Below are 14,477 nucleotides of genomic sequence, written 5' to 3'. Positions count from 1 at the left end.
AGAAACATAATTTTATATGAAGCTAAGCAAAACTATTTCACTAACACTACTTTCTTTAACTCTTGGAAGCTATCTGCATGCGCAGGATATTCAATCGTTGGCAGGAACCTGGCAGTTCAGCCTCGACCCTGCCGATCAGGGAATGAAAGAAAACTGGCAGGACCGTTCGTTTGATAAAACGATTGCCTTGCCGGGAACAACCGATGAAGCGCAATATGGCGGGAAGACGTCCGGTTCCGATTTCGGTATCCTGACCCGTGCTTATAAATACTATGGTCCGGCCTGGTATTCGAGAGAAATTGAAATTCCATCCGAATGGAACGGAAAACGCATTCGGATGGAACTGGAACGCGTCTTATGGGAATCACGTGTTTTTGTAGATGGAAAGGAGGTATCCGTGCAGGATGCTTTGTCTACTCCCCATTACCATGATCTCGGTTATCTATCCCCCGGTAAACATCGGTTGACTATTCGTATCAATAATGATCTGATCTATAATATCGGTGATAAAGGTCATGTCTATACGGAATATACGCAAAGTATCTGGAACGGAGCTGTCGGACGCATACAATTGAAGGCGATCGAACCGGTTCATTTCTCTAATCCGCAGGTGTTTACCAAGGTTTTTCCCTGTTCTCTGCAACTGATGGATACTTTGATGAATACTTCATCCAAAAAGGTCGATGCACGTATAACCTGGCAACTGACAGAGCGTGAGAGTGGAGCAGTTGTTTTTACACAAGTGACCGAACAGTTGCTGCAAAAAGGAGCGAATGTTCTGAATTTTAAAGCATCTATGCCGGAGCGTATCAAGCTATGGAATGATGTCACTCCTCATTTGTATCAGTTGAAAGTTACCGTACGGGATAAAAAGAAAATATACGATACCCGTGAAATCGAGTTCGGCTTCCGGGAAGTGACGACATCCAAATCGAAAGTTCTTATCAACGGAAAACCTGTTTTTCTGCGTGGTAATCTCGATTGCGTGCATTTCCCGCTGACGGGTTATCCGTCCTGTAAGGTAGAAGATTGGGAAAAGATTTTCCGTATTTATAAAGACTACGGTCTGAATCATGTTCGTTTTCATTCCTGGTGTCCTCCGGAAGCGGCTTTTATCGCGGCCGACCGGATCGGTATTTATATCCAGGCAGAAACGATTTGGATCGACTGGTGGATGTCTGTCGAGCAGAAAGAACGAAAAGAGATGGATACCAAAGGCCATCCGCAGGGATTGGGTAAGAATCCTTCGGCCGACCGGTATGTGCAGCAGGAATTAACCCGTATGATCGATGCTTACGGCAACCATCCGTCTTTCATTATGCAATGTATCGGTAACGAGTTGGGTAACTCTGATTTCGAAGTGATGGAGTCGTGGATGAAACCCTTGAAAGAAAAAGACTCGCGTCGCCTGTATGCAACTTCAACGGCTCGTAAGATCATGCCGCTCGATCAATATATGGTCACCCATTATATTGACGGACTGGGCGGAACCCGCGGTCTTCGGGGTGGTGCTTCTACCGCCTGGGATTTTGAAGATGTGTATTCACGTTCGGACATCCCCATTCTTTCGCATGAGATCGGGCAATGGCCGGTTTATCCGAAATGGGAGGAGATAAAGAAATATACAGGTGTACTGAAGGCACGTAACTTAGAAGAGTTCCGCGAACAGGCACGTAAAAACAGGATCGAGGAGCAGAATGAGGAATTTGTTGCAGCTTCCGGTGCCCTGAACCAGATCATGTACAAATATGAAATAGAATCCTTCCTTCGTACACCTTCCTGTGCCGGCATCCAGTTGCTTAGCATGCAGGATTATCAGGGACAGGGCGAAGCGTTGATCGGTTGGCTGGATGTTTTTTATGACAGCAAAGGCATTACAACGCCTGAACAGTTCCGTGCATACCATGATACGACAGTCCCTTTGTTACGTATGCCTAAATATGTATGGGAAAACAACGAGGCTTTTACTGCTGAAATGCAGCTGGCACATTACGGAACCGAAGATTTGCAGGAGGGGCTTTACTGGAAGATTAAAGATGGAAACAGTAATCTGGTCGCTTCCGGAAAGACTGCATCCCGCCGTTGGCTTGTAGGTACTTCCGAACTGGGAGGTAAAATAAATTGTGATCTTTCTTCTATCTCTGCTGCTCAAAAACTGACGGTTGAGGTCGGTTTGCAGGGACGGCCCATAGTTAACCGGTGGAATATCTGGGTTTATCCGTCTGCAAAGTCTCCGGACAAACCTGTTGTGGCGGAAGATGTGTATGTCACCGACCGGATGGATGCCGAATGCCTGAAACGTTTGGAAAAAGGAGAGAAGGTTCTTTTGCAGGCATCTGCTTTAGGGACGGAAGAAACCTGCGATAAGATTAGTTTTTACCCTTTGTATTGGTCGCTGACTTTCTTCCCCGGACAGGGTAAGAACACGATCGGTATGATTGTTCGCGATAAACATCCGTTGTTTGCCCAGTTCCCGACCGATTCACATAGCGACTGGCAGTGGCAATCCGTTTATAAAGATGCCCGTGCCTTCTATATAAACGACTATCCGGAAAGTTATAAGCCGATTGCACAGCCGGTCGATGATTTCCATCGGAATAATAAGCTGGCCTCTATCTTTGAGTTGAAAGTAGGAAAAGGAAAATTGCTTGTCTGCGGTTTTGATCTGAGAGATGAAAAGAATCCGGCCGCACGCCAGTTGAAGAACAGCATCCTGCATTATATGAGTTCGGACGATTTCAATCCTTCGTATGAAAAAGATATTGCCTCCTTGCAGAAAATGCTGACTTATGTGGAACCATTGAAGAGCACTGTTACCGGTGAGTTCAGCAATGCTTTACTGTATATAGATTGTGCAGCTCAGGATAAAACTTTTGCCAATAAGAAGACAACATACGAGATAACTCCCGAATGGCAGGCAAAGGAGATGGAGTTGACGATCCAATGTCCTCCGGGAATCATCGGTTCCTTATATGTTTGTTTTGTCGACAAGGATAAGAAAGGACGCACGGGGCATCTTGTCTTCGAAGGTCGTGACTACGAATTGGTAAAACAAGAGAATGAAGAGTCATGGGTTAAACTCCATATTATGCGTGAAGATTCAAACGACGGAATACTTCGTTTGAAAGCAAAGCTGAAGAATGGTCCTGATCTGGTTATTTCAAAAGTGGCTATCGTGGAGGAATAAACATATTATTAGAAGTACGATTGCTTTGTGTTTTGCATAATCTGTGGAATAGTTTGCAAAATACGATATAGTGGAAAAGAGAGCAGGAATATATTTCTTTTATATGTATAGACCTTTTATCTTTGTTAATTTGATTATTGTATATCATATAGGAATTACAAGTAGATACCATGAATAAAATACTTACAATCGGGGTTTTCAGTTTGATCTCTGTCGCCTCTGTTGCCTTATCGCCGGTAGAAAGGGGAATGAAGACCCCTTCATCTGTTTATCGGTTGAGTACGAAAGTGGATAGTCTCATTCTGGTAAATGACTTTTCTGCCGTAAACAGTACTGTCGAGTTTGATCTGTTACCGCAAAACTCATCAGCCCAGGTAGGTGTCTTATTGCGTTATAAGAATGCGAAGGACTGGGTGTATGTTGGATGCAACGAGGCTGCGGATAACTTGGGTTTTGCAGTTTGGTATGTGGAAACACCGGGTGAAAAGATCGAGATTGCGCGCGATATAGCGAAATTATATGCACATCATTTAAGGCATATCAAAGTAAACTGCGTCGGACGTACATTGACAGTTTATGTAGACGGTGAACAAATTGGTCATAAGTATATACCAGACATTACTTTTTCATCCGGACAGACAGGATTTCGTGTACATGATAAAGGTAATGTGCAAATATCTAACGTCGTTTGCCGGGCATTGCCGGAACCCGGCAAAGAAATTGCCAAAAAGAGAAGTGCTTACAGGTTGTCTTCTTCCCGAATGGATGTCTTGCTGAATAAAGATTTTCCATCTATCCAATCCTATACGTGGAAGGATAATCAGGCTCGGTTGAACGGACAGTTATTTGACGTAAAGGGTATCACGATCAACGGAGATTATTATCAACCCAAGGTGACGAGTAAAGTTGAGGCTGATTGTATATTGTATACGTTGAAAGTAAAAGAAATAGGTGTTACACTACATGTTTGCTGCGAAGTAACCGATAATATATTTCAGCTTTCCGTAAAAAAGATCGAAGAAGATGGCGATGTTAAAGTAAAGACACTAGCCTTTCCCGACCATCACCTGGTATCTGCTTCCGCATCCACTCCGAATGCCTCTCTGGCTATTGCCGATAATGTACATTCCGATATATTCTATCCGCTAAAGGATAAGGCTGTTGATAATACCTGTCAATATGGTTCCATTCTTTTGTTGAATTCAGATAAGTTGGTGGCAACACTTGAAAGTAATTCTATTTATGGTACCCGTCAGTTTTTATATCAGTCGGTACAGTTGCCGGGGGAAGTTGTTACCGGTATATGGGGGAATGAGTGGATTTACCGCGGACATGACGGAGAAGTGACTGAACTGCCTTATATAAAAGTAATCCTGTCCGATGATTGTAATCAGGATAATCAGGTAGACTGGCAAGATGGAGCAGTTGCTTTGCAGAAAGTCTATCCGGCACCTTCCGGCGTAGAAAAGCTGCAGAATTCATATGCTACCATTACGATGAATTTTGCCAGTTGCGCTCAATACCCTTTCCTCCGTCAGCTGGATAACATAAAGAAATTCTATCTGGCAACCGACGGCTTCGGACAAATGCTCGAGTTGAAAGGCTACCAGAGTGAAGGACATGACAGTGCTCACCCGGACTATTCCGGCAATTATAACGAGCGGGCAGGCGGTAAAGACGACCTGGCCTTCCTCGCCAAAGAAGCCCGCAAATACAATGCTCACATCGGTGTCCATATCAATCATAGTGAATCGTATCCCGAAGCAAAAGCATTCGACGACAAGATCGTCACCGATATGCCCGGTTGGAGCTGGCTGGATCAGGCATTCTTTATCAATAAAGAAGCAGATATGCTGGCCGGAACTTTTGAGAAACGTTTGAATCAGCTGAAGGAAGATGTGCCCGATCTCTCTTTCGTCTATCTCGATACGTACCGTGAATATCGTTGGCTAGCCTATCAGACTGCCCGGATTTTCAATCAGAACGGTTGGGCGATCTGGACGGAAGATGCCAATGTCTTCGATAAAGAAGCAACCTGGATTCATTATAATCCTGAGGCTAAGAGCTTGATACATCGTTTTGTGCATCACCAATATCGCGACGGATATGCTAAACATCCGGCATTGCTGGGGGGGGTATAACCGGGGGGCCGAGATAGGTTTTATGGGATGGCAGAAAGGACGTGATTTTAATGGCGTGATACGTAATTTCTTTACTAAACAATTGCCTTATCGTTATCTGATGCATTATCCGGTTATGCAACTCGACACCGTTCGTGCCGTACTGGCAGACGGCCTGACTTCTTACTGGGATGAAAAAGAGGAAACTGTCATTCGTAAAGGCGACCGGATACTGATGTCCGGCGGTAGCGTATTTATTCCCTGGAATCCGGCTACGGAAGAGAAGATATATCATTATAATGTAAAAGGCGGTAAGACATCCTGGCTACTTCCTGTTTCCTGGAAATCGGTTACAGATGCTTGGTTATATCGCTTGGGAGATACCGGAAAATCATTTGTGGCAAAACTGCCCGTACGCAACGGTGGAGTAGAGATCGAAGCATTGCCGGAAACCGGTTATGTTTTATATAAAGAAGAAGCAAAACCATCGCCGGCAATGGAATGGAGTACAGGTAGTCTTGTTAAAGATATGGGTTTTGATAGCCATACATTCGATCATTGGAAAGTGGAAGGGGATGCTGCCGCAGTATCTGTTGAAAGGACGGATTACGGTCAAAGTTATTTATCTGTAAAAGGAGGAGGAGCTGCTAGTGTGAGCCAGCAGATTGAAGGGTTGGTTCCTGGTAAGGAATATGTTGCATCCGTGTGGGTTAATGTAACCGGTCGGAAGGGAGCTGCATTAAATATACAGACGGGCAGCCAACAGAATGAACAGGTTTCTATTGAAGAAAGTAACGTATTTAATTATACCGATAATACCGATCGTTTTAAAACGACATGGCAGCGTTTGAAACTTCCTTTCCGGGTTCCGGCCGGTAAAAGTAGCGTTACATTATCTTTATGTGCTGCTGTTTCGGGTGATACGTCTGTTGTCGCCTTTGATGATGTACGTGTCATCGCTTATCAGTCTCCAAAGAAAGTAGGATATGATTACTACGAAGACTTTGAGCATGTAGATGAAGGATGGGGTCCTTTTATCCCTTGCCAACCCAGTGCCTTTACAACACATCTGTCTGAAAAGCATGGCATCTATACCGATAATACGATTAATGGTAACTGGTCTTTAGCAACCTGGCGTGAACGGAACGGCGAAGTGTACAGAACCTCTCCGGCCATGATTCGTTTTGTGCCCGGTCAGACGTATGAGATCGAATTCGATTATAAAGTAGACGCTCGTGATGTTTATAAGGTCGTTGGAATCTCTCCATCGGAAAAAGTTCCTGTATTTTCTTACGATCTGAATCGTCCGGGCAAATGTCGGGTATGCTTTACGGTTCCCTCATGTACAGACTTTTATATTGCCATTATGAAGCAAGGAAACGGTATGCTGATTATCGATGATTTCGGTATTAAAGGAAAACTTATGCAATAAAATAATACCAATTTATACATATAATGATGAAACATTTATTACTCGTATCGACAGTCTGGCTATTAGCAGCCTGTAATGGTGGAAAGGTCGATCTGCCTGTTACTCCTTCCGAAAGCGATTTGCGATTCTCCAACCTGGCAACTACCTGGGATGAAGGGATGCCGTTAGGAAATGCGACTGTCGGGGCTTTGGTTTGGCAGCGGGATTCGGCATTACGTTTCTCGTTGGATAGAACTGACCTTTGGGATTTGCGTCCGATGGATAGTATCTCCGGTCCGAATAACCGGTTTGCCTGGGTTCGTGAACAAGTGAAGAAAAAGGATTATCTTCCGGTTCAGCAGAAATACGACCATCCGTATGACCGTCAACCGGCTCCGTCCAAAATACCGGGGGCGGCGCTGGAGTTCTCTCTGGAAGAACTGGGTTCTCCTTCCGATGTCCGTCTTTATTTGAATGATGCGCTTTGTGAAGCGACGTGGGATAACGGAACCACATTGAAAACTTTTGTCCATGCCACCGAACCGGTCGGTTGGTTTGTTTTCGAGAATTTACCCTCGTCGATAACTCCTACCTTAATTTCTCCCAAATACAGTACAGGAGGAGATAAAGCCGGTAATTCCGTAGAAGGGCAGGATTTGCGCCGTCTAGGTTATAAACAAGGTACTATTGATGAAGATGCGAATCAGATTACCTATCATCAGGAAGGCTGGAATGGTTTTTCGTATGATGTGAATGTTCGCTGGGAACAGAAAGGAAAGACGCTGTATGGTGTCTGGAGCGTGACTTCTTCATTGGAATCCGATAAGGCAGCAGAAAAGACACAGGAGGCCATGACACGCGGAGTGAATCAGGATTATCAGTCTCACCTGAATTTCTGGAAGAATTATTGGGCACAGTCATCCGTCACACTTCCGGATCCTGTTTTGCAGAAACAATATGATAATGAAATGTATAAATACGGTTCTGCCACCCGCGAAAACTCTTATCCCATCTCTTTGCAGGCCGTATGGACTGCCGATAACGGTAAGCTCCCGCCCTGGAAAGGTGATTATCATCATGACCTGAATACCCAGCTCAGTTACTGGCCGACTTATACCGGTAACCATCTGACGGAAGGTCTGGGTTATCTGAATACGCTTTGGAATCAGCGGGATGTCTATAAGGAATATACCCGCCAGTATTTTGAAACGGATGGAATGAATGTCCCCGGTGTATGTACGTTGTTAGGTGTTCCGATGGGCGGATGGATTCAATATTCCATGTCGCAGACTGCCGGAGCCTGGCTGGCACAGCATTTTTATCTTCACTGGAAATATTCGATGGATCGTGATTTCCTGAAAGACCGTGCTTATCCTTTCTTGAAAGATGTGGCTACATACCTGGAACAAATATCTGTGGTGGATGCTCAGGGTGTTCGTAAACTGACCATGAGTTCCAGTCCTGAGATATACGATAACTCGATCAACGCCTGGTTTAAGGATATGACAAACTATGATCTGGCTTTGATGAAGTTCGCTTTCAGTGCCGCGTCTGAACTTGCGTCTGAATTAGAGATTCCGGAAGAGGCCGCTCATTGGAAAAAACTGAATGAACAACTGCCGGAACTGGATGTGGATAAGGATGGTGCCTTGACGTTTGCCAAAGGTTTCTCATACGATCAGTCCCACCGTCATTTCTCTCATGCAATGGCTATCCATCCGCTAGGTTTGCTGGATTGGAGTCAGGGTGAAAAGTCACAACAGATCATTAAAGCTACGATAAAGAAGTTGCAGGATTATGGTCCCGACTACTGGACCGGTTATTCATATAGTTGGTTTGGTAATATGAAAGCCCGTGCATTTGATGGTGATGGTGCTGCCCGGGAATTGCGTACATTTGCTGAATGTTTTTGCTTGCGTAATACATTCCATGCCAACGGCGACCAGACAAAAACAGGGAAGTCCAAATTCACATACCGTCCGTTTACCCTGGAAGGTAACTTTGCCTTCGCTGCCGGTATCCAGGAAATGCTTTTGCAAAGTCATACCGGAATCATCCGTGTGTTCCCGGCGATCCCTTCCGACTGGTCGAATGTCTCTTTTGATAACCTTCGTGCCATGGGTGCTTTCCTTATCTCTGCCGAAAAACAGAATGGAAAGATCACCAAACTTCGCATCTATCCTGAACAGGGCGGAACATTACGTCTCGCATCTCCATTCGGAACAGATGAAGCAGTAGTAACAGGTAATGCCGGAGATGTTACGAACGAAGACGGCATACTATCGTTTGAAACCCGTAAAGGTGAATGGGTGGATATAAAGACGGCAGGTTAAGTTTTGAAATAGGTACATATCGATAAAAGTAACGGGAAGTGTTCGCAGCACTTCCCGTTTTTGTTTTGTGACAGATCATGTTACAGATATATTGTCAATCAAAACTGCGTGCAAAGATATAACTTATGTAATATAAATATGTTAAAATGATTTTTTCATTATAGGGAAATGGTGAATCTTTACTCGTTATTATCAAGAGACGAACTTTATAGGTAAGAGATTCGAGAATATTGCAGAATGAGAGATATTTATTTTATTTCAGAAGTTATGTTGATAAGGATTGCTTCCGGAGACAGGGATGCTTTCCGCTCTTTTTATGATATAATCTATCCACAGGTATATCGGTTTATCCATTATTTTTTACCTAATAAGGCGGACTGTGAGGAAGTCGTTTCCGATGTTTTTTTTATATTCTGGAAAGAGAGAAATTCCCTGCTTGACATAAAGGATCTGAAAGCCTGGATCTATATTGTTTGCCGAAATGAGGCTTATCATTATCTGAAACAAAAAGAGAAAAATTCGAATATCTCCATCGATGATATGCCTGTAGAATTGCTGATCGATAGAAACAATGTGGAAGGAGAGATGATAGAAGAGGAAATGCTTGATGTTTATAATGGTGCTGTTTCCGAATTACCTGAACGATGTAAACTTGTTTTTTTAATGATCAGAGAAGAACGCTTAAAACATAAGGAGGTTGCCCGGATTCTATCGATCACGGAAGGAACGGTTGAGCAGCAAATGAATATTGCTATTCGCAAAATTGTAGAAACGGTCAGGAAGTACTATCCTTCTTTGAGTTTTAATGATAAAAAAAGTGAAAAACGGAAATATCTCTATAGGTGAAAAACGGAGGAATACTCTTTATAAACAGAGATATGATAGATCATAAGGATTAATGAAAAATAAGAGATCATGACTTTAAAAGAAGTTGATGAAAATAAAGTGGTAGTAGATGAAGTATGTAAGGAAGTATTTCGGGTATTGAATGCTTTAAAACATCCGGATGTATCAGAACAGGTAAATGATAGTAAGGAATTTGTTTTTGAACGTGTTAATGATAAGATCAAGACGGATTCCATACTGACTTCCCAGATGAACGAAAGACGTGTTAACATTCGCTTTTTAGTAGCTGCCGGAATTGCTTTATTGTTACTCATGTCTGTCAGTGCGGCTTATCATCTCGGCTATAAGTCTGGACAGGAGTTAAGGGCTAATCTATATGCGGAAACAGTTACTCCATTAGGTGTAACGACTAAAATAACGCTGCCGGATGGAACTGTTGTTACTTTAAACGGAGGATCAAAGTTAACCTATCCGACATTATTTGCAGGAAAGGAGAGATGTGTCAGTCTGTCCGGGGAGGGTTTCTTTGAAGTGGCGAAAGATGCGGAACATCCGTTTCTTGTGAATGCCGATAATTTGTCGGTTAAGGTTTTAGGTACGAAGTTTGGTTTTAAATCCTATAAAGAGGATAATCAAACTATTGTGACACTGAAAGAGGGTTTGGTAAAGGCAATGCCATCAAATAAAGAAGCGGTGAACGGCATTGTTCTGCGACCTAATCAACAATTGGTATTAGATAATCGTACCGGTGAATTTCAATGCAGGAATGTGAATACGGCTGAATATCTGTCCTGGAAAGAAGGGGTGTTGTATTTCAGAGACACGACATTGGATGAAATAGTTAAAATACTGGAACGCAAATTCAACGTGAAAATATTGATTGCTTCCGAATCTCTTAAAAATGATCGTTATTTTGCCCATTTCGGTTATAATGAAAATTTGGAACAAATATTGACCTTATTGTCCCACAAGCGTTTTTGGAAATATGAAAAGAAAAATGGTACCATCGAAATAAGAAAGAAATACTAATTAAATACTGTTGCCTATGATAAAATGAAAAATCATTACCACCTGCTTTTTTATTTATTCGCAGTAAATATAAGGCAGTATCAAGATCCTTGATACAGGATCAGAGAGATCATGTTACAGAGTTTATTGTTAATTAAAATTGGTTCATTATGAAAAATAACACAGGTACCGGTCGGGGAAAACCCGGGTACCGAAAGACGATTATAGCCATGAGAAACATATTTATTCTCTTACTTTTTGTATCTTATAATATGTTTGCAGCTCCAGGTTATTCCCAGACTACTCGTTTTAATTTGAATATAAATAATAAGACGTTAGAAAGTGTTTTTAATGAGATAGAAAAGAATTCGGAATTTTCGGTCATTCTGAAAAGTAGTGAGGTGAATTTGAAGGAAAGGGTTTCGGTACAGGTCCACCAGCAAACAGTAGGAACTATATTGAATCAGGTATTGAAAAATCAAGGATTACAATACGAGATTAAAGATAAGCATATTATTATTTACAAACCGGAAGATAATAATATTGTTAGTCAGCAGGCCAAAAAGATAATTACCGGTACGGTTGTAGATGAAACCGGACAGCCTGTGATAGGAGCTAATGTAGTTGAAAAAGGAACAACCAACGGCTCTATCACGGATATGGATGGTAAGTTTACACTTTCGGTATCGCAGGGAGCTATTCTTGAAGTTTCCTATATAGGTTATCTGAGTATGGAAATACCGGTTCAGAACAGGGAGATTCTGAATATAGCATTGAAAGAAGATACGCAAAGGCTCGATGAAGTGGTAGTTGTTGGTTTCGGTACGCAGAAAAAGATCAACTTAACGGGATCTGTATCGTCTGTCAGTGCAAAAGAACTGGAAGAACGGCCACAGCCGAATGTTCAGAATATGATTCAGGGGAAAATCCCCGGCTTGCAGATTGTAAGTAATTCGGCTCAACCAGGGCGTGATAGCGGAAATATTACCATTCGTGGGAAAGGGTCATTTGGTGCCAGTTCCGATCCGCTGATACTGGTCGATGGGATTATAGGATCTCTAAGTGCATTGGCTCCGGATGATATAGAATCCATCAGTGTTTTAAAGGATGCTGCGTCTGCTGCTATTTACGGTGCCCGGGCGGCTAACGGCGTTATCCTCGTAACCACGAAAAAGGGGAAATCAGGAAAAGCACAAGTCTCTTATAGTTTTAATTATGGTTGGCAACAAGCGACCAGTCTGAGCGATCAGGTCTGGGAATCGGCTACTTATATGAAAATGTATAACCAGATGGCTGACCGTATGGGAGGGAAGGTGAAGTATTCCCAGGAAATGATTGATAAATATAGTGATCCTAACCGGAATATGAATCTGTATCCTGATTATAACTGGATGGAGGAAACTTTCAAAACCGGTTCAAACATGACGCACAACATCAATGTAAGCGGTGGTACGGAAAAGGTAACCTATAATGTCTCTCTTGGATATTTAAAGCAGGAAGGTCTGCTGCCGGGGCATGATTACAAGCGATATACCGGTCTGATGAATCTGGAAGCACAGGTGCATGAACGGATAAAGATCGGGGCAACCAGTAATTTTTATAATGGCAAACTGGATGAACCGTACTATACGAATGATGGATTAGTCCTGATGATCCTTCAGTCACGTCCGATGACAAAACCTTATTTGCCGGATGGAAGCGGTCGATATTCGTATCTGAATATGCCGGAGAGTTATGGTGGCGAATGGCTGAACCGAAATCCTGTCTGGGCAATGAACGAGACTTCCCGGGAGGTTGAAAACTGGATTGCCAATGCGCAGGCTTATGCCATTGTTGATTTTATTAAAAAGGATAATATGCAGTTGAACTGGACGACTAAGGCAGGTTTTCGTTATGCCGACCAGTTCCTGAATACGCATTATCCGGCCCATCCTGAAGGCTATTATTACCTGAAAGAATCTGACTATAAGCCGGGAGGAGCAGATGAACACATGTATGCTGTTGATTTTTTCCCGGAGAAAGGTGTGTCCAACCGGGATCAAAGGGAGTTTTATCGTATGTTTTACACGACCTTAGGATACTCCTGGGATATAACGAACGATCATAGCATAGAGGCTCTGTTGGGTTATCAGGAAGAGGCTCAGAGTACGCGGACGCTGGAAGGCAAGCGTGAGAACTATCCTTCAGATTCGATGACGGAAATCAATGGCGGTTCCACGGCTGGGCAGACTTTATCCGGAGGACTTGCCGAATATTCATTGCGTTCTCTTTTCGGACGTTTGAATTACTCTTATAAAGGGAAGTATCTGGCAGAGGCTAATTTTCGTTATGATGGAACCAGCAGGATTCATACAGATAATCGTTGGGGTATTTTCCCTTCCTTCTCAGGTGCGTGGAGAATTTCAGAGGAATCATTTGTCAAAGATAATATTAACTGGATGGATAATTTAAAACTTCGTCTTTCCTGGGGTAAACTGGGGAATTCGGAAATTGGTAATTATCCTTATCAGGAGGTTTATTCCAGTACTGCTTATATTTTTGACGGAGCGGTGCAGCAGGCTGTGATACAAAAAGATCTGAAGGACAGATCCTTGAAGTGGGAAACAACGACTGTGACGGATGTCGGAATGGATGTTACATTAGGCAACGGCCTGTTTTCTGCAACGATCGACTGGTACAATAAAATAACTGATGGTATTTTATCGCAGGCTGCTATTCCGCTGAGTGTGGGGATGGGGGCTCCGACAATTAATTACGGAAAATTGCGAAACCGTGGTTTTGAATTGGAATTCGGACATCAGAACAGGATTGGCGAATTTACTTACGGAGCAGGCTTTATGGCTTCCATGAATAAGAATGAGGTATTGGAATTAAGGGCTCCTTCTTATGGCAGTTATATTTATGAAGTGGGAAAACCATATGGAGAACATTATCTATATATATGGGACGGGATATTCCAGTCGGAAGAAGATATAGCCAACTCACCAGACCATCCGAATAATCCAAAACCGGGAGACATCAAGTTTAAAGATTTGAATAATGACGGAGTAATCGATGGAAAAGACAGGACAATGGTAGAAGGTGTCTATCCTAAAATGTTATATTCGTTTAACTTTAATGTCGGCTATAAGAATTGGGATTTGTCGGTATTCTTCCAGGGAATAACCCGCCGCAAGATATGGACCGACTTCTTTGGCGATGCCCCGTTTGCACAGGGAGCTCCTCCTCCTTCACGATTCCTGGATGCATGGACTCCGGAAAATACGGATACCAATGTTCCGGCACTTTATACGCATGGTTATGCACCGATGACGGGATTACGTTCCACTTATAATCTAAAAGATGCCGCTTACCTGAGATTGAAGAATATTCAATTGGGATATAATCTGCCGCAATCATTGTTGAATAAAGTTGGCATTGATTTTCTGAGGGTATATTTCTCGGGAGAGAATCTTTTCACCTTTACGAAATATCCTGATTTTGATCCGGAACGGGCGGGGGACGGCTGGCATGCCCAGTATCCTCATGCAAAAACCTTCTCACTTGGATTAAATCTTAAATTTTAAAACTTT

7 protein-coding genes are annotated in these 14,477 nt (G+C 42.9%); all 7 read left to right on the top strand.

Annotation, left to right across the window (positions count from 1 at the left end):
- Window positions 1-16: 16 nt before the first annotated feature.
- The 7 genes from NBH14_RS17360 (at window position 17) to NBH14_RS17330 (ending at window position 14,471) form a co-directional block, all read left to right on the top strand.
- Window positions 17-3,187, top strand: coding sequence for a glycoside hydrolase family 2 protein (locus NBH14_RS17360; protein WP_186960394.1), 3,171 nt, complete (start codon window positions 17-19; stop codon window positions 3,185-3,187).
- A 170-nt stretch (window positions 3,188-3,357) separates the two neighbouring features.
- Window positions 3,358-5,328 (top strand): endo-alpha-N-acetylgalactosaminidase family protein, encoded by a 1,971-nt coding sequence (locus NBH14_RS17355; protein WP_250817683.1) that lies wholly within the window; start codon window positions 3,358-3,360, stop codon window positions 5,326-5,328.
- Entirely contained in the window at window positions 5,294-6,739 is a 1,446-nt protein-coding gene (locus NBH14_RS17350) for a glycoside hydrolase family 101 beta sandwich domain-containing protein (RefSeq protein WP_250817682.1), read from the top strand. Before NBH14_RS17355 ends, NBH14_RS17350 begins: the two co-directional genes overlap by 35 nt.
- A gap of 23 nt (window positions 6,740-6,762) precedes the next feature.
- Window positions 6,763-9,051 carry a glycosyl hydrolase family 95 catalytic domain-containing protein gene (locus tag NBH14_RS17345; protein ID WP_186960392.1) on the top strand — a complete coding sequence of 763 codons (2,289 nt, stop codon included), beginning with the start codon at window positions 6,763-6,765 and terminating at the stop codon, window positions 9,049-9,051.
- 267 nt (window positions 9,052-9,318) lie between these two features.
- Window positions 9,319-9,897: an RNA polymerase sigma factor gene (locus NBH14_RS17340; protein ID WP_250817681.1), complete on the top strand. Its 579-nt coding sequence runs from the start codon at window positions 9,319-9,321 to the stop codon at window positions 9,895-9,897.
- Between the two features lie 69 nt (window positions 9,898-9,966).
- Complete coding sequence (locus NBH14_RS17335) at window positions 9,967-10,926, top strand: FecR family protein (RefSeq protein ID WP_186960390.1); 960 nt, start codon at window positions 9,967-9,969, stop codon at window positions 10,924-10,926.
- Between the two features lie 149 nt (window positions 10,927-11,075).
- Window positions 11,076-14,471: a TonB-dependent receptor gene (locus NBH14_RS17330; RefSeq protein WP_250817680.1), complete on the top strand. Its 3,396-nt coding sequence runs from the start codon at window positions 11,076-11,078 to the stop codon at window positions 14,469-14,471.
- Window positions 14,472-14,477: the final 6 nt, after the last annotated feature.

Source organism: Parabacteroides caecihominis, assembly GCF_023656785.1.
Taxonomy (GTDB): domain Bacteria; phylum Bacteroidota; class Bacteroidia; order Bacteroidales; family Tannerellaceae; genus Parabacteroides; species Parabacteroides segnis.
The sequence above is the reverse complement of the archived record's forward strand: the minus strand, read 5'-3'. Positions and strand labels throughout refer to the sequence as shown.

Excerpts from the sequence above, each read along its gene's own strand:
- NBH14_RS17360 (WP_186960394.1), top strand. The coding sequence starts at position 17 with ATGAAGCTAAGCAAAACTATTTCACTAACACTACTTTCTTTAACTCTT.
- NBH14_RS17355 (WP_250817683.1), top strand. The coding sequence starts at position 3,358 with ATGAATAAAATACTTACAATCGGGGTTTTCAGTTTGATCTCTGTCGCC.
- NBH14_RS17350 (WP_250817682.1), top strand. The coding sequence starts at position 5,294 with ATGCTAAACATCCGGCATTGCTGGGGGGGGTATAACCGGGGGGCCGAG.
- NBH14_RS17345 (WP_186960392.1), top strand. The coding sequence starts at position 6,763 with ATGATGAAACATTTATTACTCGTATCGACAGTCTGGCTATTAGCAGCC.
- NBH14_RS17340 (WP_250817681.1), top strand. The coding sequence starts at position 9,319 with ATGTTGATAAGGATTGCTTCCGGAGACAGGGATGCTTTCCGCTCTTTT.
- NBH14_RS17335 (WP_186960390.1), top strand. The coding sequence starts at position 9,967 with ATGACTTTAAAAGAAGTTGATGAAAATAAAGTGGTAGTAGATGAAGTA.
- NBH14_RS17330 (WP_250817680.1), top strand. The coding sequence starts at position 11,076 with ATGAAAAATAACACAGGTACCGGTCGGGGAAAACCCGGGTACCGAAAG.